The organism is Blastococcus saxobsidens (genome assembly GCF_002938435.1).
GTDB classification, from domain to species: domain Bacteria; phylum Actinomycetota; class Actinomycetes; order Mycobacteriales; family Geodermatophilaceae; genus Blastococcus; species Blastococcus saxobsidens.
Genome location: NZ_POQT01000013.1, coordinates 73,239 through 94,813 on the forward strand (window position 1 = coordinate 73,239; position 21,575 = coordinate 94,813).

A 21,575-nucleotide genomic window follows, 5' to 3' on the forward strand; every position below is an offset into this window, starting at 1 on the left:
CCAGCGGTGACCAGCCGCGGACCCAGCCGGCTGCCTCCCGTCGAGGCCCCGGTGCCCGGTGGACCGGCCGGCGAGGACGCCCTCCTGCGCTGCGCCGACGAGCCGATCGCCGTCCCGGGCGCCGTCCAGCCGCACGGTGCCCTGGTGGCCGTCACCGAGCCCGACCTCGCCGTCGTCGTCGCCTCGGCCAACGCCCCAGCGCTCTTCGGGCGGCCGGTGGCCGGCACCTCGCTGGACCAGCTGCTCGACGACGAGGACACCGCCCGCCTGCTGGCCGGGCTGGCCGGCGACCTCGCCGAGGTCAACCCGCTGCGGGTGCGGCTCGCCGGCGGCGAGGTCGACCTCGTCCTGCACCGCGCCGACGGCCTGCTGGTCACCGAATGGGAGCCGGTGGGGGGCGCCGAGCAGGCGGGCGCCGCCTGGCACCGGCGGCTCCCCTCGACCCTGCAGCGGCTGTCGGCCACGGCCACGCTGGAGGAGCTGACCGAGGTGCTGGCCCGCGACGTCCGGGCGCTGACCGGGTTCGACCGCGTGATGGTCTACCGCTTCGACGCCGAGTGGAACGGCGAGGTCATCGCCGAGGACCGCCGCGAGGACCTCGAACCCTTCCTCGGCCTGCGCTACCCGGCCGGCGACATCCCCGCCCAGGCGCGCGCGCTGTACGCCACCAACTGGATGCGGCTCATCCCCGACGCCGGCTACCGGCCGGTGCCGCTGGAGCCGCCGGTGACGCCGTCGACCGGCCGCCCGCTGGACCTCTCCGGGGCGATGCTGCGCAGCGTCTCGCCGGTGCACCTGGAGTACCTGGCCAACATGGGCGTCGTCTCGTCGATGTCGGTGTCGCTCATCGACCGCGGGAAGCTGTGGGGGCTCATCGCCTGCCACCACTACGCCGGCCCGCACCGGCCGTCCTATGCCGACCGGGTCGCCACGGAGTTCCTCGGCCGCACGGCCTCGCTGCTGCTGCCCACCCCGGTGGCCGCCGGCGAGCAGAACGGCATGCTCGAGGTCGCGCAGCGGCGGGCCGAGCTCGCCGCGGCGATCGGCCGCACCCCGCGGAGCCTGACCGAGGCCCTCACCGAGGGCGAGGTCACCGCGCTGGACCTGCTGCCCGCCGCCGGTGTCGCGGTCCGCATCAACGGGCAGCTGCGCCTGCTGGGGGAGACGCCGCCCGCCGACCGGGTCGTGCCGCTGGTCCAGGGCCTCCTGGCCGCGGGCTCACCGGTCACCGACGCGGTGAGCCGGGTGCTGCCGGAGGCGGCCGACCTCTCCGGGACCGCGAGCGGTGTGCTGGCCGTCGAGGTGGCCGGCGGACGCGAGGACTTCCTCGCCTGGTTCCGGCCCGAGACGCTGCGCGAGATCACCTGGGGCGGCAACCCGTACACGTCCACGACGGCGCAGACCGACGCCGGCCCGCGGCTGAGCCCCCGCCGGTCGTTCGACGCCTGGAGCGAGACGGTGCGGGAGACCGCGCGACCCTGGCGCGAGCACGAGGTGGATGCGGCCCGGGGCCTGGCCGCCCTGCTCACCGGGACCGCGGCGAACCGGGCCGAGGAGGACAACCGGCTGGCCACCGCGCTGCAGCGCACCCTGCTGCTGGAGCAGCTGCCCAAGGTCCCCGGCGTCGCGCTGGCCGCCCGCTACCTGCCCAGCGAGGAGGACGTCGTCGGCGGCGACTGGTACGACATCGTGCCGCTGCCCGGCGGCCGGGTGTCGATCGTGCTGGGCGACGTCGCCGGTCACGGCCTGGCCGCCGCCGCGATCACCGCCCAGCTCCGGCACGCCCTCCGCGCGCACCTGCTGCGGGCGCCCGGACCGGCCGCCGCGCTGGACGGGCTCAACGAGGTCATCGGCGCGCTGCTGCCGGGGGAGCTGGCGACGGCGATCGTCGCGGAGCTCGACCCGGCCACCGGCGACGTCGTCGTCGCCAGCGCCGGCCACCCGCCGGTGCTCGTCGCCACCGCCGCCGGCACCACGTACCTGCACGAGGGGCGCGGCCCCGCGCTCGGCCTGCTCGACGTCGCCGACTACGCCGAGACGCGCGTGCACCTCGACGGCGACGACCGGCTGCTGCTGTTCAGCGACGGCCTCGTCGAGCGCTCGGCCGACGGGCTCGCGGCCGGCCTGGAGGACCTGCGGGCGGCGGTCGCCGCCGGACCGGCCGACCCGCAGGAGCTGCTCGACGCGGTGCTGGGCGCGCTGAACCCGCCCCGCACCGACGACGTCACCCTGCTGGGCGTCGCCCGGACCTGAGTGTCAGCCGGCGTCCGACCGGTGCACCTTGGCGGCCACCCAGCCGGCGAGGCAGTGCAGCGCCGCGTGGCCCTCCGGGGAGGCGTAGCCCTGCTCGAACCTGATGGCCGCGAGCAGCTCGGCGCTGTCGACGTCGCCGCCGCGGTACAGCCGCTCCATCACCTGGCCTGACTCGATGGGGCTGGTGAAGAGGCTGGCGATGCCCAGGGCCACCGAGTCGTTGACCGCGATGCTGACCGGGGGGTGGTTCATGGATCCGCGCCGGTCCAGCACCTGCTGGATGCTGGCGACCATCTGGCTCTCCGTGGCGGGCACGGTGGCCCGGCAGGTGATGCGCACTGTTCCCTCCGTCCATCCGACGTCGTCGTCCCCGAAGTCATCGGCTCCCCGCGGGCTTCGCTGAAGCGGACCGGCCGGATCGTCATCAGGCCGTCATCCGCGGGCGGGAGCGGGTCAGTCCGGCGGGGCCGGTGCCGCCGCGATCTGCGCCGTCAGCAGGCCGTTGCCCTGCTCGGTGAGCCGGCCGGAGCCCAGTGCGAGCACCAGCGCCTTCTCCAGCACCGGCGTGACCGACGCCGCCCGCCGCTTGTAGCCGAACACCACCGCCGTCGCCGTCAGGAGCTCGTCGCGCCGCATGCCCGCCGCCGCCCGGCACAGCGCCGCCATCGCGTTGGCGATCTCCTCCGGGGCCACGTGCTCGATCGGCCGGTCGGTGCTCGACACCTGGCGCCGGAAGCCGGTCCACGTCGCGCGGTCGGTGCCCTCGGGCCACAGGTAGTCGCCGTCCACGGCCGAGGGCGGCAGCAGCGACAGCAGCGTCTGCTTGCGCGACTCGGTGGCCCGGTTCAGCCCGAAGGCGCCCACGGTGAGCTTCGCCAGCCGGTCGGCGTGGACGGGCCCCTCGCCCTTGATCCCGGCCAGCAGCACGCGGCGCACCGCGCGGGCCGGCTTCGAGGCGGGCAGCTCGTCGAGCACCGTCTTGTCACCGGTCGACTTCGGGATCCACGGCACGAACGGCGTCTCGCCCTCCAGCGGCACCGGGCCGGACGGCTTCTTCGCGACGGCGGACTTCGGCGCGGGACGCGACGGCGTGGCCGGCACGGCCAGCGACGTCACCGACGAGCGCAGCGCCGCCACGCCCTTGAACGACTCCACGGCCGCCGTCGGCAGCCGCACCGGCTCGGGGACCGGCAGCGACGGCACGGGCGCGGCGTCGACGGCCGCGACCAGCCGGTCGAGCACCGACCCCGCCGACGACAGCCACGTCGGCAGCCACACGCGCTCGACCACCGGCCAGCGCAGCATCTCGCCGAGCACCTCCACCGGCACGGCGTCGCGGTCGCCCACGGTGCCGCGGCGGGCCCACGCCGGACCGTCCAGCAGCACGGCCACGAGCGGGGTGTCGGGGTCGACGGGGCGGGAGACCGCCAGGTCGACGCGGAACTCCGACAGGCCCACGTCGGTGCGCACCACCAGCCCGCGCTCGCGCAGCGCGGCGGCGATCTGCTCGCGGTGCCGGTCGACGACGGCGGCCGAGCGCGCCGCCCGCGGCAGCACGTCGGTGCCCCGCTCGGCCATGTCCAGGTAGGCGCGCAGGTGCTTGATGCCGACCGACGACGTCTCCTCCGCCCGCAGCTGTTCCGGGTCGAAGGAGGAGAAGACGACGACCTGGCGCCGGGCCCGGGTGATGGCCACGTTCAGCCGCCGCTCGCCGCCCACCCGGTTCAGCGGGCCGAAGTTCAGCGGCAGCGTGCCGTCGGCGGTGGGGGAGAAGCCGGTGGAGAAGAAGATGACGTCGCGCTCGTCGCCCTGGACGTTCTCCAGGTTCTTGACGAACAGCCCCTCACCGTCGGTGCGGTCCAGCGCCGCGGCCAGCCGGTCGTCGTCGGCGTCGCGCAGCAGCGCCTCGATGTAGGACCGCTGCTGGGCGTTGAAGGTGACCACGCCGATCGACGGCACGACCTCCATGCCGTCCCACGTGGGGACCGCGTCGAAGCGCCGCCGGATCTCGGCGACGATCGCCTTGGCCTCGATGGGGTTGGTGCGCAGCAGCCGGCCGGCGCCCGAGCGGTGGAAGGTGCCGGGCACGCGGACCAGGGCCACCCCGCGCCCGTCGGGCTCCGCGGAGGCCCGCCCGTGCGTGGGCGCCGGGAACGACGACAGCCGGTTCTCGTAGTACTGGGCGTTGGAGAACGCGATGAGCGACTCGTCCTGGCTGCGGTAGTGCCACGACAGCCAGTGCCGCGGCACCCGCGCCTGCACGCACTCGCTGAGGATCGACTCCTCGTCCTCCACGGCCGTCTCGACCTCGAGGGAGTCGTCGGTGGAGGCGGTCGTCGGCTCCAGGAACGACGTCGGCGGCATCTGCTTGGAGTCACCGACGACCACCGCGGCCTTCGCCCGGCCCAGCGCGCCGACGGCGTCGGCCACCCGGATCTGCGAGGCCTCGTCGAAGACGACCAGGTCGAACTGGTCGGCCTTGGCGGGGAAGAACCGTGCCACCGAGTCCGGCGACACCAGCACGCACGGCATGACCGTGGTGATCAGCTCGCCGTACCGGGCCAGCAGCTGGCGCACCCCGAGGCCCCGGCGCTGCTTGGCCAGCTCCCGCTGCAGCGCGCCGACCTGGCCGGTGCCCATCGCCGCGTCGAAGGGCCGCGCGCCCAGTACCGACGCCGGCAGCGCCGCCGTCAGGTGCTCGCGGACCGCGCGGGAGGCGGCGGTGAACCGGTCGATCGCCGCCTCGTGCACCTCGACGTCGAACATGTCCAGCCCGGTGGCGTCCAGCCGCTCGGTCACCGAGGCCATGGCCAGGCCGCGGTCGAGCGCGCGGACGGCGTCGTCGGCGGCGATCCGGCCGGTGATCAGCAGCCGGCGGGCGTCGAACAGGCCCGCGTAGCGCAGCGGCTCCAGCGTGTCGAGGAAGGAGACCCAGCGGCGCAGCGACATGAGCACGGAGCGCTCCCCGCCGGACCCGGGCGGCGTCAAGGTGCCCCGCTCGGGGCGGGTCATCGACCAGCGCAGCACGAAGCCGTCGTCGCCGGCCCACTCGGCCAGCTGGTCCGACGAGCTGCCGCACAGGTCCAGCAGTGCCGCGACGGCGTCGCGCAGCCGGGCCACGGCCGTCGCCGTCCGCTCGCCGGCGGGCATCCCGGCGACGATCAGCTTGCGCAGGGCGACGTGGAAGGCGGACCGGCCGTCGACGGCGATCCCCGCGCGGCGCAGCCAGTGCGCCTGGCGCTCGAGCAGCTGCGGATCGGTGAAGGGGTTCCAGGTCTCGGGGGCGGCCAGGCCGGGCACGGTGTTGACCCGCCCCACGATGGCCTGCACCGCCGTCTGCACCCGCCACAGGTTCTCCACCAGGCCGGGCACGTCCCCGGGCCGCACCTTGGCGCCCGGCCTGAGGCAGGGGGTCAGCTCGTCACGCACCACGGTCAGCCGGCGGCGGCGCCCCCACCAGCTGGACGCCGCGGCGGTCTGCGCGCGCACGTAGATGTCGGCCAGCGGCAGGCCCAGCGCCTCCGGGGAGGCGACGTCGAGCCCCGGGTGCCGGAACGCGGTGAACCCGGCGGCTTCGCCGATGACCGCGCCGGTCGCCGTCGTCCAGCGGCTGCTGAACGTCTCGTCGAGCACGTCGATGCCGACCTGCGGGCCGGACAGCAGGTGCACCAGCGAGTCGAGGTCCTCCGGGGTGCGGGCGTGCCGCATCACCCCGCCGAGCTCGGGGAGGGCCGCGACCTCGCGGACCGCGGTGTCGACCTCGGCGGCGGCCTCGCGGGCGGCGACCAGGTCGATCTCGGGGGAGTCGACGAAGGCCCACGGGTGCCGCGGCGACGGGCGGGTGAGGTCGGCGATGTCGGGCAGCAGGGCGAGCGCCCGGCGCACCGCGGTGAGCACCTCGGCGGGCGCGTTCGCCACGAAGGGCAGCGGCACCGGCAGCGGCTCGACGTCGGTGCCGGCGGTCAGCTCGGCCGTGCGGGCGGTGTACAGCGACAGCCCGACGGCGTTCTCGCCGTGCAGCCGGTCGGCGTAGCGGGCCAGCTGCCGGCGGGCCGAGCGCAGCGCCTCGGACTCCGCGGCGAGCCCCTGCTCGTCGACGGCGACGGCGTGCTCCATGGCGAGGCGGATCTGGGCCCGCACCATCGAGGCGCGACTGCCCTTGTCGTGCAGGTCGAGGGCGAACATGCCCATGCCGACGGCGTCCAGGCGACGGGCCACCACGTCGAGCGCGGCGCGCTTCTCGGCGACGAACAGCACCCGCTTGCCGTCGGCGACCGCGCGGGTCAGCAGGTTGGTGATGGTCTGCGACTTGCCGGTGCCCGGTGGGCCCTCGAGCACGAACGTGCGCCCGGCGCCCGCCTCCGCGATCGCACGCAGCTGCGAGGCGTCGGCCGGCACGGGCAGCTCGGCGGCCAGCGCGTCGAGGTCGACGTAGGCGCCGGAGTCGCGCGCCGGGTCGTCGAACGGCTCGGTCGGCTCGTGCACCAGGTGGGCGACGAGCGGGTTCTGGGCGAAGTCCGACCAGTGCTCGTCGAGGTCCTTCCAGAGCCGGTACTTGGCGAACTGCAGGATCGCGAGGTCCGCCGTGGCCTCCACCCGGTAGGGCAGGCCGTGCCCGACGAGCCCGACCCGCATGGCCTCCAGCGCGCCCTCGACGTCCAGCGTCGGCTCGGCCGACTCCGCCAGCGTCGGGACGACGAGCCCGTGCACCTGGCGCAGCTTCTCCAGCAGGCAGTAGTTCGGCGTGCTCGACCCGGACTCGTCCAGCGACAGCCGGTAGGAGCCGGTGCGCCCGACCGGGGTGAGCACGACCGGCACGAGCACCAGCGGGGAGCGCAGCGGGCGGCCGTCGAGCTCCCACACCAGCGAGCCCATCGCCAGGTAGAGGTTGTTGGCGCCGGTCTCCTCCTGCACCGTCTTGGCGCGGTAGGCGAGGTTGCGCAGCCGCGGGAGGTAGCCGCCGGTGGTGACGTCGGCGTGCACCTCGCGCCGCTCGACCAGCAGCTCGGTGAGCTGCTCGGCCGGCAGCTCCCCGGCCGCGGTGAGCCCGCGCTCCTCCTGGGCGGTGGCCAGCTGGTCGCCGGGCAGCAGGGTGACCGGCGTGCCGTCCTGCACGAGGTTGTCGAGGATCGGCAGCGCGGTCGAGGGCAGGGTCAGCGGCAGGCCCGAGCGCTCGCTGTAGTTGATCAGCCGGTTGCGCAGGCTGAGGTCCAGCAGCGAGTTCTTCCACTGCTGCACCCGCGCGGGTGCCTCGGGTCGGCTGCCGGGCTGCTGGGGTGCCGTGCCGGTGGGGAAGGCCGGGGCGCTGTGCTCGGCCGGGCGGTACTCGACGACCTGCAGCAGACCCTCCGGCGTCCGGGCGCGGGCCGGCAGCGGCAGGATGCCGTCGCGCCGGGCGCGGTGGACGTCGGTGACGCCGAGGACGCGGTCGAGGTCTCCGGCCAGCCAGCGCTCGTAGGCCGGGGTGTGCAGATCGGTGCCGGCCTCGTCCGTGCTGGTGAGCGGCGTGGTCTCGACCAGGCCGACCAGCCCGAGGTCGACCAGGTTCACCAGGGAGCTGACGTCGGTGGTGGCGGCGGACTCGGAGCTGCGCTCCTCGCGCCAGTAGCCGAGGAACGCGTGCGATTCCCCCTCCCGCCCGCCGGCCCCCCCGACCAGCCACAGCAGCGGCCGGATGCCGGCCTGCTCGCACGCGGCGGCCAGCAGGACGACGACGTCCAGGGGGGTGCCGACCCGCCAGGTCAGCACGTCGCCGGGGGAGCGGACCTGCTGACCGAGGTCCGACCAGCTGGCCGGCGGCTCCGAGTGCCGGATCCCGCGGCCCCGCAGCGCGGCGGCCAGTGCCTGCACCACCTCGTCGACCCGCTCGGCGGTGGCCGCGTAGCCGACCATCGCGCCGCTGCCGGTGCGCTGCTCGAGCAGCTCCGACGCCTCGGCGACCAGCCCGGTGATCGCCGGGTGGTTGGGCATGACATGCGCGGCGAGCATCTCCAGCGCCAGCGGCAGGGGAGTGGCCAGCCACTGGTTGGCGGCCAGCACCTGGACCGGGGCGGTGGCCTCGCCGAGCAGCAGGCCGTCGAGCTCGACCTCCACGTCGACGACCCCGGGGCGCTGCTCCTCGACGTGCAGCATCGCGGCCGGGTCCATGACCAGGCCGATGGAGGTGAGCACCGTCGTCCGCCCGGCGTCGACGTCGGCGAGCAGCTCGACGGTCTGCGCGATCGGGCCCTCGGCGTCCCGCACCGACAGCCGCACCGTCAGCCCGCGCTGCGTCTGCTCGCTGGTCAGCGCCAGCCGGGAGACGACCGGGATGCGGTTGTGCGCCAGCGCGTAGCTGAGCACGGGGGTGGAGGTGAGCTCGATGGAGACGCCCGCCGACGGCGCGACGACATCCCCGAGCCGGATGTCGGCAGTGCTCTCCATGTCACCTGTCTACCGGGTCGGACGGACTGGTCCTCCCATGGTCCCCGACAGGAGGGGCGGATGTGACAGGTGCGCATGGTCGTTGCCCGGGATCACAGGTCTCCCGCCCGCCCGCGGTTCCGACCCCCGGTCGCCCTGCCGATCGGGCCCCGTCCGCCCCGGGCTTGCCGGCGGCGTGCGTTGGCCGCAGGTTGCACCCATGACCGACGCGCGACGACACGACTCGGGACTGGCCGTCGAGGACCGCGGCCACGTCCGCCTGCTCACCCTCGACCGGCCCGAGCGGCGCAACGCGCTCTCCACGGGGTTGCAGGCCGATCTGGTGGAGGAGCTGCTCCGGGTCGTCGAGGACGGCGTGCGCGCCGTGGTGCTGACCGGCAACGGGCCGGCGTTCTGCGCCGGCTTCGACCTCGAGGAGATCCGGGCCGCGGACGAGCGGGGCGAGCGCTTCCGCCCGCCGATGAACCGGGCGGGCCGGGCCGTCTTCGAGGTGGTCACCGAGACCCCCGTGCCGGTGATCGCGGCACTGAACGGCCCGGCGGTGGCCGGTGGGTTCGAGCTGGCGCTGGCCTGCGACCTGCGGGTGGCCTCGCCGGCGGTGCACGTCGCGCTGCCCGAGGCGGCGATCGGCATGGGCGCCAACTTCGGCTCCGTCGTCCTGCCCAAGCGCATCCCGGTGGGCATCGCGCTGGAGCTGCTGTTCACCGGGGACCCGCTGGCAGCCGAGGACGCGCAGCGCTGGGGGCTGGTCAACCGGCTGGTCGAACCGGCCGCCGTGCTGCCCACCGCGCTGGAGCTGGCCGACCGGATCGCGGCCAACGCGCCGATCTCGGTGCGGCGCATGAAGGAGACGGCGGTCAAGGCGCTGGAGCTCCCGCTCTGGCAGGGGCTGCGGCTCGACGTCGGCCCCAACCCCTACCTCAGCGAGGACCGCAAGGAGGGCATCGCCGCCCGCCTGGAGAAGCGCGCCCCGCGGTGGACCGGACGCTGACCGGCAGGTTCGTGCGACCGCCGGCGGAACCGGGTCGTTCCCGTGACAGTCGCATAACGGCTCGTCACACGAGTCGAAACGGCGTGACGCGCACGGGTCGGAACTGCCAGTGTCCGCTCGAACGCCCCGTCCGGGGCGCCGAGGAGGTCCCATGAACTGCGCGCACTGTGGAGCCCTGGAGCAGCGTGGCCGGTACTGCATCGGCTGCGGCAAGCTCGTGCCGCCCGCACCCCGCTCGCCCCGCCGCGTGCGGCTGGCGCCGCGGCCGGCGTACGAGATCACCGACGACATGACGCAGCCGGTGCTGCGGTTCGACGTCCGCCCGCGCCGCCCGGTCGTCCCGGGACGACTGACCGCCGACGCCGGCTGACCGCCTCGTCCCTCGAGGGCGTCACTCCCCACCGGGAGTGGCGCCCTCGTGCGTTCTGCCGGGTCCCCGGCGTGACGGATGTCCTGAATGCGGCGGGGAGACCGTCCGGCACGCCCGGCGGCGTTGACCGCCCTCCGCGCCGCCGGCGAGCCTGGGGATCCCATCCGGTCCCTGGGGGGCTCCCGTGCTGAACAGCTTCTTCGTCACCGTCCACGCCACCGCGGCGACCGTCGCCTTCGCGGCCGGGATCGCCTCGGTCGCCCGCGGCCGGTTCCTGGCGGTGTACCGCGCCGCCGTGCTGCTCATGGCCGCCGCGCTGGTCCCTGCCGTGCTGGTCGACTGGAGCGTCACCGATCCGGTCGCCCGAGGGGTGTTCGGCGGGCTGGTGCTGCTGGCCGGGGCCGTGGTGGTGCGCGCCGAGCTGGCCGTCCGCGGGCGGCCCGCGCGGCCGGGCGGCCCGTCGGAGGCCTACCTCCGGCACCTCGGCTTCACCCTCGTCGCGCTGGCCGACGGCTTCCTGGTCGTGGCCGTGATCCGCGGCGGCGCACCTCCCTGGCTGGTGGTGGTCACGGCGGTGTCGGTGGTCGTCGCCGGGCACGCGGCCGTCGGTGTCGCCGTCCGCCGGATCGCGGTCCTCCCCGTCCGTCCACGTACCGGGCGGGATGCCGTTCACCCGAACGGGTGACGAGGCTCACTGCTAGCAATGTGCTTGCTCTTGTTAGCACCGAAGGGTTCCGGGGCACAGAACAACCCGTCAGGTCATCCTCGATCTCTCTGGAGCTGATCCCCTCATGACTGACAACACCAAGCTGATCAACCAGCTGCGCGCCCTCGTCCTGCTCACGCAGACCGAGGAGCAGGTCGCACGCACCCGCATCTCCCAGGCCCGCACCGACGCCGTGCGCCGGGAGCTCACGCAGAACGCCGACAACGCCGCGGCCCGCTCGCTCGAGATCACCGACGCGCTGCGCTCCCTCGGCGGCGTGCCGGACGTCGTCACCCCCGCGATCGGCCGCCTGTCGGCCGTCCTGAAGGCCACCTTCGAGCAGGCCACGCCCATCGAGGAGGCCCTGCTCACCGACCTGCAGCTCGAGCACCAGCTGCTGGACCGCGCCACCTACGTCAAGGTGCTGGCCCAGTCCGCCGAGCAGCCGAAGGTCGAGCGGCTCGCCGAGAAGCTCGTCACCGCCCACAAGGCGACGGTGGAGTGGCTGACCGTCGTGCTGGCCGAGGAGGCCCTCGGTGGCCCCGCCGCGCTGGTCGCGACCCCGCTGCAGAAGGTCGCCGGTGGCGTGGCCAAGGCCGTCAACGCCCCGGTGCGCTTCGTCGCCAACACGGTGAACCAGGCCGTGGACACCGTGCAGCAGGCCGGCGAGGAGACCGGCGACAACGTCCGCGGGGTCGTGGGCCGCGCCGCCGCCCTCGCCGACGCCGCTCGCGAGACCCTCGTGGTCGGCCGCGCCGCCTCGTTGCGTCGCGCCGAGCGGATCGCCCAGCGCGAGGGCAACAAGGAGGCCGCCGACGTCGCCCGGTCCGCCCGCGAGGAGCTCGGCGACGTGACCGCCGACGAGCTGCCCGTCAAGGGCTTCGACTCGCTGAACACCACGGACGCCGCCAAGGCCGTCAAGGGGCTCACCGAGCCGCACGACATCCGGGTGATCATCCGCTACGAGGAGACCCACAAGAACCGGTCGAGCGTCATCAGCGCCGCCCAGGTCGCCCTCGCCGCGGTCGCCAAGGAGGCCGTCGGCGTCGACAGCTGACGCAGCGCCCCCTCCGGTCCGCCGGAACGCGCGCAGGACCCGCACCCCCTCCCGGGAGTGCGGGCCCTCGCCGTCGGGAGTCCCACGCTCCGCGAGCGGGTCCGGTCGGGAGACCGACGATCAGCGGCTCGGACCGGGGAAGCCGGAGACGTCGACGTAGTCGGCGATCGTCTGCAGTTCCGTGCACGCCTCCAGGGCGGTGATGCCGTGGCCGCGTCCGATGCCGCTGCCCTTGAACCCACCGAAGGGCATCGACACGTCGGAGGCGCCGATGCGGTGGACGTTGATGAAGACGCTGCCGCACTCCAGCCGGCGGGCGATCCGCAGCGCGTGCTCCCGGTCCTCGCTCCAGACGGAGGCGGCGAGTCCGAACTCGGTGGCGTTCGCCAGCCCGACGACCTCGTCGTCGGAGTCGAACGGGAGGACGGGGACCACAGGACCGAACTGCTCGCAGCTGACCAGCTCGGCGCCGGGCTCCACGTCGGTCACGACGGTGGGGCGGAGGAAGTAGCCGTCGTCCCAGGTGTCCGGGTCGAGGGCGGTCCCGAGGACCCTCACCGTCGCGCCGGCTGCGCGGGTGCGGTCCAGGAGACCCAGGATCCTCTCGAACTGCGGCCGGTTGTTGACCGGCCCGATGGTGCTGCGGGGGTCCAGGCCGTCCCCGACCACCAGCCGGTCCACGGCGGCGGTGTAGCGCTCGACGAAGCGGTCGTAGTGGGACCGGTGGACGTAGATGCGCTTGACGTTGAAGCAGATCTGACCGCTGGCGGTGAACACGCTCTGCACGAGCTCGTCGACGAGCCTGTCGGTGACCACTGCGCTCTCCAGCACGATGGCCGGGTCGTTGCCGCCGAGCTCCAGGCTCACGTTCTTGAGGTTGCCGGCCGCGGCGCGCATGACCTGCTGGCCGGTGGCGGTGCTGCCGGTGAAGAACACCTTGCGGATCCCGGGGTGGGCGGCGATGGCTGCGCCGGCTTCGCCGCCGCCGGGCACGACGTTCACGACCCCCTCGGGCAGCTTCGCGGCGAGCATCTCCAGCACGGCGCTCAGGGTCAGCGGCGCCAGCTCCGAAGGCTTCACGACGACGGTGTTGCCGGCCAGGAGGGCGGGGGAGATCCCGAGGAAAGCGAGGTACACGGGGCTGTTCCACGGCACGATGACGCCGGTCACGCCCATCGGGCGGCGACCGGAGAAGATCGTGCCGCGGGAGTCGGAGCGGAACACCTCGTCCTCGGCCAGCCGCTCGGCCAGTCCGGTGTAGTACCCGAGGATGTGCGCCGCACCGCCGACGTCGACCCGCGACTCCCAGAGCACCTTGCCCTGTTCGCGGGTCAGCAGCTCCGCGAGCGGGCCGGCGGCCGCGGTGATGGCCCCAGCGGCCCGGGCGAGGTGCTCGGCGCGCTCGTGGGCGCTCAGCTGCGACCAGGCCGGGAAGGCCGCCGACGCAGCGGCGACTGCGCGGTCGACGTGCTCGCCGGTGCCCATGGCCACCCGGCCGACCACCTCGTGCACGCGCGCCGGATTGACGACGGGCTGGAACTCGGAGTCCAGCCGCTGCCCGGCGACCAGGACGGCCGCCTCGTGCAGGACGGTGTCCCCCCGGTCGGCGACGGCGGTGCGGCTCGGCGTCTGCGCCATGTCGGTGCTCTCTCTCGTCTCGTCAGGTGGGCGGGAAGTCGTCCACGAGCGGGGGTCACCATCGCTCGGCTCGCCGCCGTCCTCGGGGAGCTGCCTGCGCGAGCCGGCGCCGAGGAGACCTGCGCCACAGTAGGGCCGTATCGGGTTGGCTGTCCACCAGCGCGAAGACCGCCGACAGGGTATTCCGCATGAGGGAACGGCGGCGTCGGGTCGCCGGGGTCGAGACCGGAACGGTCGACAGCGGACGCGTGCTCCGGGGAGCGCCTCGCCGTCTGGACGGTGCTACCCATGACTGCAGGCTTCCGCAGTGCGGAAAAGTTGCACATTCGGTTTCCTCTGACCGCTACGGGAACTAGTGTCCTGCCTCACCACTGCGTCGAGACCGTGGCCCGTCCGCGGTCATGTCGGAGGCTTCCTGAGCCGGCCGGTGGCTCCGACCCGATCTCTGCCCCCGTCTCTGCCCGAGGAGCACCACGCATGAGCACCGACCCCGCCACGCCCCGCACCGGAGGCGCTCAGGGCTACCTGCGCATCGCCACCGAGGAGGCGTTCGCCACGCCGGACCTCTTCGACGCCTGGGCGCGGACCATGGAGCGGACCGACGTGGACCCCGGGTTCGCCGGGTTGGCCGGCTTCTACACGACCAGCCAGGCCGAGCGCCCCCGGACCATCAAGCGGCGGCTGCTCGACCTCGGTGAGGAGCGCATCGCGGACATGGACGCCGCCGGGATCGACCGGGCGCTGCTGCTCCTGACCGCCCCGGGCGTGCAGTGGCTGGACCGGGGCGAGGGCGTGGCGCTCGCCGCATCCACCAACGACCAGCTGGCCGATGCCTGCCGCCGGCACCCCGACCGGTTCAGCGGTCTGGCCGCGGTCGCCCCGCAGGACCCCGCGGCGGCGGCGGAGGAGCTGCGCCGGGGTGTGACGCAGCTCGGGCTGCACGGCGGGGTCATCAACGGTCACACCCAGGGCCGCTACCTCTCCGATCCGGAGTTCTGGCCGATCTTCGAGGCCGCCGAGGACCTCGACGTCCCGATCTACATCCACCCGACCGGCCTCCCGGCGAACATGCTGGAGCCGTTCCAGGAGGCGGGCCTCGACGGGGCGATCTACGGGTTCGGCGTCGACACCGGCCTGCACCTGCTGCGCATCATCACCGCCGGCGTCTTCGACCGGTTCCCGCGGCTGCGCATCGTGGTCGGCCACGCCGGCGAGGCGCTGCCGTTCTGGCTCTTCCGGCTGGACCACATGCACGCAGCGACGGTCCGCGCCGAGCGGTACGAGTCGATGAAGCCGACCCAGCGCACGATCAGCGAGTACATGCGCGAGAACGTCTACATCACCACCAGCGGCATGGCGTGGGAGCCGGCGATCCGGTTCTGCCAGCAGGTCCTCGGCGCCGACCGGGTCATGTACGCCATGGACTACCCGTACGAGTACGAGGTCTCCGAGGTCCTGACCCACGACAACCTCGACATCGACGCGGAGACCAAGCGGATGCTCTTCCAGACGAACGCCGAGCGGGTCTTCGGCCTGAACGTCCCCGCCCCGGCGTGACCTCCGGGGGTGGTGGCCCGGGGGACGGCGAGCCCGTCCGGTCACAGGTCGTCATCGTCGGCGGAGGCCCGGTCGGGACGGGGCTGGCCATCGGGCTCGGGCAGCTCGGCATCCGGTGCGCGGTGATCGAGCGCCGGGCCGAGCCCCAGCTCGTGCCGAAGGGCCAGAACCTGACCCAGCGGACGATGGAGCACATGCGGGCCTGGGGGGTCGAGGACCGCGTCCGGGCCGGCCGCGCCATCCCGGTCGGGCACTCCCGGGGGCTCACCGCGTACGGGTCGTTGCTCGGGGAGTACTCCTACGAGTGGTTGCGGCGCGGCGCCGTCCGCCGGTTCTACGCGACGGACAACGAGCGCCTCCCGCAGTACGCGACGGAGCGGGCGCTGCGGGCCCGTGTCGCGGAGCTGTCGACCGTGGCGGTGCACCACGGCTGGCGGGCCGAGGAGGTCAGCGAGTCCGCCGACGGCGTGCGGGTCCGCGCGCGGGACGCATCCGGCGCGGTGCTGGAGGTCCTCGCCGACCACGCGGTCGGCTGCGACGGCAGTCGCTCGGTCGTCCGCGAGGCGGCGGGCATCGGTCAGGACGGGACGGACCACGAGCAGCTGATGGTCCTGCTCGTCTTCCGCTCCCGGGAGCTCGACGGTCTCCTGGCGCGCTACCCGGGCACGTCGTTCTTCAACGTCCTGCACCCGGACCTGTCGGGGTACTGGCAGTTCCTGGGGCGTGTGGACGCCACGGAATCGTGGTTCTTCCACGCCCCCGTCGACGTGGCGGACCCAGGGGCGGACTTCCGGCCGCTGGTCTGGCGGGCGGTCGGGGACCGGTTCGACATCGACGTCGAGCACGTCGGCTTCTGGGACATGCGCTTCGCGCTCGCCGACCGGTACCGGCAGGGCCGCATCATCCTCGCCGGCGACGCCGCGCACAGCCACCCGCCTTACGGCGGCTACGGCATCAACACCGGCTTCGAGGACGCCGCCAACCTCGCGTGGAAGCTCGCCGCCACGCTGCATGGATGGGGCGGACCCGGCCTGCTGGACTCCTACGACGCCGAACGGCGCCCCGTCTTCGCCTCCACCCGTGACGACTTCATCGCCCGGTCCATCCAGGTCGACGCGGACTTCCTCGCCACCCACGACCCCACCACCGACCGGGAGGCGTTCGAGGCGGCGTGGGCCGCACGCGCGGAGGGAGCCGCGGCGGAGGTCGCCGCGTACGAGCCGCACTACGAGGGGTCGCCCGTCATCGCGACCTCCGGCGGGGGGCGTCCCGGCGCCTACGGCAGCCACGAGACGCGGGCTCGCCCGGGTCACCACCTGGCGGCCCAGCCGGAAGGCACGGGCGTGGACCTGTTCGACCGGCTGACCGGGGTAGGGTTCGTCCTGCTGCGAGCCGGAGGGCAGGGGGCGGGGCTGATCACGGCCGCCGAGCGGGCGTCGGTGCCGCTACAGGTCGTCGGCATCGGCGAGCACGTCCGCGCCGCCTACGGCGCGGACCTGGTGCTGGTGCGCCCGGATCAGTACGTGGCGTGGGTGGGGGACGAGTGCGTGGACCCCGATGCGGTGATCGCCGCCGTGACCGGGCACGCCCCCGGATCGGGATCCTGGGCCCTCGTCGGCTCAGGTGGCGGTGTGCAGCGACCGGGTGATCTGGTCCCGGGCCTCGAGCAGCATGGGGGCGAGCGTCCGACCCGCTGACGCGTCGGGCAGGCGACCGGACGGGACGACGACGGCCAGCGCCACCAGGGGGGTTCCGTGCGGGTCCGGTACGGACGTGCCCACGGCGCTGATCCCGTTCTCGCCTTCTTCGATGTTGATCGCGTACCCGCTGTCGCGGATGGTCTGGAGTTCGTCGAGGAGTGCGTCCAGCCTGGTGATGGACGCGTCCGTCAGGCCGCCCAGTTCGCCGTCGGGGTACAGCCGCCGCAGGCCGCCGGGCGACATGCCGGCGAGGATGGCCTTCCCCGCCGCCGTGCAGTGCGCAGGCATGACCACGCCGGTGCGATCGCCGACGCGAACCGGACGCGGGCTCTCGACGCAGTCGATGAAGCGGACGCTGCGCCCCTCGAGGAGGCACAGGCTCACGGTCTCCTGCGTCGACTCCGCGAGGTCCTCGAGGATGGGCCGGGCGACCCGGCGGATGTCGATCCGGCCGATCGCGGCGAGCCCGATGGCGTTGAGCGCCGGACCGGGGCGGTAGGCGCTGTGCGGCTTGTCCTGGAGCACGAAGCCCCGCTGGCGCAGGGCCGTGAGGAGGCGGTGAGCGGTCGACCCGGCGACGCCCAGCGCGTCAGCCGCCTCCGCCACCCGCAGCACCTGCCGTTCGCCGATGAGGTCCAGCAGGCGCAGCGCGTTGTCCACCGACCGCAGGCCAGCCCGGTCGGAAACGGGATTCTCCATAGCAGAAAGCTAGCAGCCGAGGCGTCCACACGTCGGTCGACCGAGCCGTTCCGGGTGGGCGGAGTCTCGCTGGTGTTCCCCGTGCGGACCGGTACGAGGGGCGTCGTGGCCGCGGTGTGGCCACCCGCCCGCCTGTGCCGGAGCCGGCTGCCCGGGGGCGAGCGGCCGGAGGTGCGGGCAGGTCCGCCTGTGGCGCCAGTGGGTCCGGAAACCGCCGGCACAGTCATCCGACCGTGACCATATTTCTTCCATGCAGAAATCTGCGATGCTTTCTTGTCACTTGAGGGAAGAGTGAGCTAGCTTACGTGGCGCCCGACACATGGATGCGCCGATGGCGCAGAGGGGTCGTCGGGACCGGCGCGCGGCTCCCGTCGCCCCGAGAAGAGGCCTTCGGGTCGTGCCGAACGGATGGAGAAGCGGGTGCTGCGTTGGCCGTGCGCGTAGCGGAGAAGGCGTCCTCCGCGCCCCCTCAGCAGGCCGGAACCGGCTCCTCGGCCGGACGAGGCCGTGGCAGGGTGCTCGGAGGCCGCCTCCGCGACTGGGCGCCCCGTCTCATGGGCATCTCGGCGATCCTCGTGGTGCTCGAGGTCTGCTCCCGCACCGGCGTGCTGCCGCGGGAGTCCTTCCCGCCGGTGAGCGAGATCTACGGTTCGCTGCTGGGCCTGCTGGTGGAGCCGGGGCTGTGGATCGAGGTCGGCCGGACGATGCGCGGCTGGGCCGTCGGGCTGCTGCTCGCCGCCCTGCTCGCCGTGCCGCTGGGCATGCTCCTCGGCGCCAGCAAGCGTGCGTTCCAGATGAGCCGGCTGGTCATCGAGTTCCTGCGCCCGGTGCCGTCTGTCGCGCTGATCCCGCTGGCCGTCCTGGTCTTCGGGGTCGGCCAGGACATGAAGGTCTTCCTCGTCGCGTTCGCCTGCTTCTGGCCGATCCTGTTCCAGAGCATCTACGGCGTCCAGGATGTCGACCCGGTCGCGAGGGACACGGCGCGGTCCTACGGGCTGCCACCGCTGGCCCGCTTCGCCCGGATCATCCTGCCGAGCGCTGCTCCCTACATCGCCACCGGCCTGCGCATCTCGTCGGCCATCGCGCTGATCCTCGCCCTGACCGCGGAGCTGGTGGTCGGCGCCCCGGGACTGGGGCGGGCCATCGTCGTCTCGCAGATCTCGGGGTCGATCACCCAGATGTACGCGCTGATCCTGGCCACCGGTCTGCTCGGCTGGCTGCTCAACACCGTTTTCCTGTCCGTGGAGCGCCGGCTGCTGCGCTGGCACCCCTCCCACCGGGAGGTGGCCCTGTGAGGACTGCGCCCCGCGTCAGCGACTTCCTGCTCCAGTTCGTCCTCCCGGGCGGACTGCTCCTGGGCTACGGGGTGTGGAGCGCGCAGGCGGACAACTTCTACTTCCCGCCTCTGACGGAGATCGGGTCCACGTTCGCCGACACCTGGCTCTTCGAGCGCGTGCCGGTCGACCTCCTGCCCAGCGTGTCGCGGCTGGTCGCGGGCTACAGCCTCGCCGTCGTCGTCGGCGTCGTCGCGGGCATCGCCCTGGGGCTCTCCCGCCGGGCGCGCCTGACATCGGAGCCGGTCGTGGAGTTCCTGCGTGCGCTGCCGGCTCCGGCGCTGATCCCGTTCGCCCTGCTGCTGTTCGGCACGGGGACCAACTCCAAGGTCTTCATCATCGCGCTGGGCACGGTGTGGCCCATCCTGCTGAACACGATCGACGGGGTGCGTGGCCTGGAGAGCCAGCAGCTGGACATGGCGCGCTCCTACCGCATCCCGTCCCGCAGCGTCCTGCTGCACATCATCCTGCCCGCGGCCAGCCCGCGGATCTTCGCCGGCATGAGGACCAGCCTGTCGATCGGCATCATCCTCATGGTCATCTCGGAGATGGTCGCCAGCGCCAACGGCCTGGGCTACTTCATCCTGCAGTCGCAGCGCGGGTTCGAGATCCCCGAGATGTGGACCGGCATCGTGGTGATCGGGCTCCTCGGCTTCGTCCTCAACTGGCTCTTCCTCCGTGTGGAGGCCCGCGTCCTCTTCTGGCACCGGGGTGCCAAGGGCCTGCTCGGCGACTCCGCCGCCGCACCTGCGGTCGAGTCCTCCGCCGACGGCCACGGGCCGGACGACGCCGAGGGCCGTGGGCCGGAAGCCGCTACCGCACCGGACGTCCCGTCCACAGCGCGCTCGTCGCGCCCCGTCTCGTAACTCTCAGGAGGTCCGACGTGCTCGAGGTGTCACACCTGCGCAAGGTCTACGGCAGCGAGGAGACCGGCAACGTCGCCGTCGGCGATCTGTCGTTCGTCGTGGGGGAGAAGGAGTTCGTCTGCATCCTCGGCTCCTCCGGCTGCGGCAAGACCACCATGCTCCGGTGCCTGTCGGGGCTGGCGCCGGCCACGAGCGGCCAGATCCTCGTGGAGGGCAGCCCGGTCGACGGCCCGCCCGAGGACCTCGCCTACGTGTTCCAGGACTACAGCCGCTCGCTGCTGCCGTGGATGACGGTGGAGCGCAACGTGTCGTTCCCGCTGCGCTACAAGGGGATGTCCAAGCAGGAGGCGAAGATCGCCACGGCCGACGCGCTGGACGCCGTCGGCCTGGGCGACCGGACCAAGGCGTTCCCCTGGCAGCTGTCCGGCGGCATGCAGCAGCGGGTGGCCATCGCCCGCGCCCTCGCCTACCGGCCGCGGGTGCTGCTGATGGACGAGCCCTTCGCCTCCGTCGACGCCCAGACGCGGTCGGACCTCGAGGACCTCCTGCTCGGGATCTGGGAGCGATATGCCGTGACGATCGTCTTCGTCACCCACGACATCGACGAGGCGGTCTACCTGGCCGATCGGGTGCTGGTCCTCAAGGCGCCGGCGACGGTGACCACGGTGGCCGACGTGGACCTGCCGCGGCCACGGGACCAGATCACGACCAAGGCGCTGCCCGAGTTCGCCCGTCTGCGCAGCGAACTGCTCTCCGCCCTCCGGCACTGAGGCGCGGTTGCACCCCCGCTCCACCCGCACGGCTCCTGATGGATGGGCACCGACGCCCCACGCACCTCCCGAGTCACCTGGAGAAACCCGATGAAGTCCTCGACGTACGCCTGCACGGCCCTGACGGCCACCGCCGTCCTGCTGCTCTCCGCCTGTGGTGGATCGGAGGGCGGCGGCCTGTCCGACGCCCCGGACTCGGGCAACACCCCGGCAGCCGCGGGTGGCGGCGAGTGCGGCGGCGACGGGCTGACCGCGCTCACGATGGCCGAGACCCCCGGGGGTCCGCTCTCCTTCGTGGCGTACGGCGTCCAGCAGGGCAACTTCGAGGAGGAGGGCATCGACCTCACGGTGACGCCCAGCCCGGGAGGCGGCACCACCAGCGTGCCGGCGCTGCTGCAGGGCGAGTACGACGTCATGGGCCTCGACCTGGTGTCGGCCATCACCTCGATCGAGGCGGGGCTGCCGCTCAAGATGGTCTCGGGCGGGAGCTCCACCTCCGACGAGCCCGAGGGCGACTTCTCGGGAGTGCTCGTCAAGCCCGACAGCCCGATCCAGAGCCGTGAGGACCTCGAAGGCGTCCGGATGGGTGTCAACGCGCTCGGCAACGTCAACGAGCTCGCGATCAACGACATCATCGAGGAGAACGGCTCGGCCGAGGGCGCGATCAGCCCGGTCGAGCTGCCCTTCCCGGAGATCGTCGCTGCCATCGGCCGGGGTGACGTCGATGCCGGCATCCTCATCGAGCCGTTCGTCACGATCGCCGAGAACCAGGGGCTCCGCGTGGTCGACCGCCCGTGGGTGGGCATCAAGCCCGGCCTGCAGATCGGCACGATGATCATGACCGAGGAGAAGATCGACGAGTGCCCGGAGGTGGCGGACAACTTCGCCGCCGCCGTGCAGGCCACCGCGGATGACATCAGGGAGGACCCGGAGGCCTTCCGGGCGGCCCTGCCGGCGCTCATCGACCTCGACCCGGCGCTGGCCGAGGAGATCAACCTCATCCAGTGGCGCGGTGCGTCGGACATGGAGTCGATCGAGCTGACCGGTCAGCTCATGGCCGAGTACGGCCTCATCGACGAGGAGATCGACTACGAGGACGCCGTCATCAACTAGCCGGTCGCGCCACCGGCACCACGTCCCCGGGGCCGCCGCCCGGCCGCTCCGGGGACGTCCGCCGCTCCCCGCGAGCGGCGCAGCTCTCGACCCGGTCC

Annotated in this window: 15 protein-coding genes; 11 read left to right on the forward strand and 4 right to left on the reverse strand. The window is 73.5% G+C overall.

What is annotated here, in order from left to right; all coding sequences use genetic code 11:
* The first annotated feature begins 6 nt into the window (after nucleotides 1-6).
* Nucleotides 7-2,253, forward strand: a complete 2,247-nt coding sequence (locus tag C5507_RS10210; protein WP_104528411.1) for a SpoIIE family protein phosphatase — start codon at nucleotides 7-9, stop codon at nucleotides 2,251-2,253.
* 3 nt (nucleotides 2,254-2,256) lie between these two features.
* Here the strand turns inward: C5507_RS10210 and C5507_RS10215 are convergent, their stop codons facing one another.
* Together C5507_RS10215 and proA are read right to left on the reverse strand one after the other, a co-directional pair.
* Complete coding sequence (locus tag C5507_RS10215) at nucleotides 2,257-2,592, reverse strand: hypothetical protein (RefSeq protein WP_104528412.1); 336 nt, start codon at nucleotides 2,590-2,592, stop codon at nucleotides 2,257-2,259.
* Nucleotides 2,593-2,706: 114 nt separating this feature from the next.
* Nucleotides 2,707-8,676: an anti-phage protein ProA gene (gene proA / locus C5507_RS10220; RefSeq protein WP_104528413.1), complete on the reverse strand. Its 5,970-nt coding sequence runs from the start codon at nucleotides 8,674-8,676 to the stop codon at nucleotides 2,707-2,709.
* Between the two features lie 199 nt (nucleotides 8,677-8,875).
* On the opposite strand from proA, the gene C5507_RS10225 reads away from it, so the two are divergent.
* The 4 genes from C5507_RS10225 (at nucleotide 8,876) to C5507_RS10240 (ending at nucleotide 11,800) form a co-directional block, all read left to right on the forward strand.
* A complete protein-coding gene (locus C5507_RS10225) occupies nucleotides 8,876-9,667 on the forward strand; it encodes an enoyl-CoA hydratase/isomerase family protein (protein WP_104528414.1) in 792 nt (263 codons plus the stop codon).
* Nucleotides 9,668-9,818: 151 nt separating this feature from the next.
* Nucleotides 9,819-10,037 carry a hypothetical protein gene (locus tag C5507_RS10230; protein WP_104528415.1) on the forward strand — a complete coding sequence of 73 codons (219 nt, stop codon included), beginning with the start codon at nucleotides 9,819-9,821 and terminating at the stop codon, nucleotides 10,035-10,037.
* Between the two features lie 184 nt (nucleotides 10,038-10,221).
* Nucleotides 10,222-10,722, forward strand: a complete 501-nt coding sequence (locus tag C5507_RS10235; RefSeq protein WP_104528416.1) for a hypothetical protein — start codon at nucleotides 10,222-10,224, stop codon at nucleotides 10,720-10,722.
* A gap of 106 nt (nucleotides 10,723-10,828) precedes the next feature.
* Complete coding sequence (locus C5507_RS10240) at nucleotides 10,829-11,800, forward strand: hypothetical protein (protein WP_104528417.1); 972 nt, start codon at nucleotides 10,829-10,831, stop codon at nucleotides 11,798-11,800.
* Nucleotides 11,801-11,920: 120 nt separating this feature from the next.
* On the opposite strand, the gene C5507_RS10245 is transcribed toward C5507_RS10240, so the two are convergent.
* Nucleotides 11,921-13,438, reverse strand: a complete 1,518-nt coding sequence (locus C5507_RS10245) for an aldehyde dehydrogenase family protein (RefSeq protein ID WP_104528418.1) — start codon at nucleotides 13,436-13,438, stop codon at nucleotides 11,921-11,923.
* A gap of 477 nt (nucleotides 13,439-13,915) precedes the next feature.
* Here C5507_RS10245 and C5507_RS10250 point away from each other — a divergent pair, with 477 nt between their 5' ends.
* Entirely contained in the window at nucleotides 13,916-14,995 is a 1,080-nt protein-coding gene (locus C5507_RS10250; protein WP_104528419.1) for an amidohydrolase family protein, read from the forward strand.
* Nucleotides 14,992-16,692 (forward strand): FAD-dependent monooxygenase, encoded by a 1,701-nt coding sequence (locus C5507_RS10255; protein WP_104528420.1) that lies wholly within the window; start codon nucleotides 14,992-14,994, stop codon nucleotides 16,690-16,692. The genes C5507_RS10250 and C5507_RS10255 overlap by 4 nt, the downstream gene beginning before the upstream one ends.
* On the opposite strand, the gene C5507_RS10260 is transcribed toward C5507_RS10255, so the two are convergent.
* On the reverse strand, nucleotides 16,615-17,394 hold the full coding sequence (locus C5507_RS10260) for an IclR family transcriptional regulator (RefSeq protein ID WP_104528421.1): 780 nt from the start codon (nucleotides 17,392-17,394) through the stop codon (nucleotides 16,615-16,617). The genes C5507_RS10255 and C5507_RS10260 overlap by 78 nt on opposite strands.
* Nucleotides 17,395-17,909: 515 nt before the next feature.
* On the opposite strand from C5507_RS10260, the gene C5507_RS10265 reads away from it, so the two are divergent.
* From C5507_RS10265 to C5507_RS10280, 4 genes are all read left to right on the forward strand, one after another.
* Nucleotides 17,910-18,689 (forward strand): ABC transporter permease, encoded by a 780-nt coding sequence (locus C5507_RS10265; protein ID WP_207225751.1) that lies wholly within the window; start codon nucleotides 17,910-17,912, stop codon nucleotides 18,687-18,689.
* The gene (locus tag C5507_RS10270) at nucleotides 18,686-19,594 is read left to right on the forward strand and encodes an ABC transporter permease (RefSeq protein ID WP_104528423.1); all 909 of its coding nucleotides are present in this window, start codon (nucleotides 18,686-18,688) and stop codon (nucleotides 19,592-19,594) included. Before C5507_RS10265 ends, C5507_RS10270 begins: the two co-directional genes overlap by 4 nt.
* Nucleotides 19,595-19,611: 17 nt before the next feature.
* Entirely contained in the window at nucleotides 19,612-20,364 is a 753-nt protein-coding gene (locus tag C5507_RS10275) for an ABC transporter ATP-binding protein (protein WP_104528424.1), read from the forward strand.
* A 90-nt stretch (nucleotides 20,365-20,454) separates the two neighbouring features.
* On the forward strand, nucleotides 20,455-21,477 hold the full coding sequence (locus C5507_RS10280; RefSeq protein ID WP_158657564.1) for an ABC transporter substrate-binding protein: 1,023 nt from the start codon (nucleotides 20,455-20,457) through the stop codon (nucleotides 21,475-21,477).
* Nucleotides 21,478-21,575 lie beyond the last annotated feature (98 nt).

Bases quoted from the DNA above. Each gene is read 5' to 3' on its own strand.
- proA (WP_104528413.1), bottom strand. From the start codon at position 8,676: ATGGAGAGCACTGCCGACATCCGGCTCGGGGATGTCGTCGCGCCGTCG.
- C5507_RS10225 (WP_104528414.1), top strand. From the start codon at position 8,876: ATGACCGACGCGCGACGACACGACTCGGGACTGGCCGTCGAGGACCGC.
- C5507_RS10230 (WP_104528415.1), top strand. From the start codon at position 9,819: ATGAACTGCGCGCACTGTGGAGCCCTGGAGCAGCGTGGCCGGTACTGC.
- C5507_RS10240 (WP_104528417.1), top strand. From the start codon at position 10,829: ATGACTGACAACACCAAGCTGATCAACCAGCTGCGCGCCCTCGTCCTG.
- C5507_RS10245 (WP_104528418.1), bottom strand. From the start codon at position 13,438: ATGGCGCAGACGCCGAGCCGCACCGCCGTCGCCGACCGGGGGGACACC.
- C5507_RS10250 (WP_104528419.1), top strand. From the start codon at position 13,916: ATGAGCACCGACCCCGCCACGCCCCGCACCGGAGGCGCTCAGGGCTAC.
- C5507_RS10260 (WP_104528421.1), bottom strand. From the start codon at position 17,394: ATGGAGAATCCCGTTTCCGACCGGGCTGGCCTGCGGTCGGTGGACAAC.
- C5507_RS10280 (WP_158657564.1), top strand. From the start codon at position 20,455: ATGAAGTCCTCGACGTACGCCTGCACGGCCCTGACGGCCACCGCCGTC.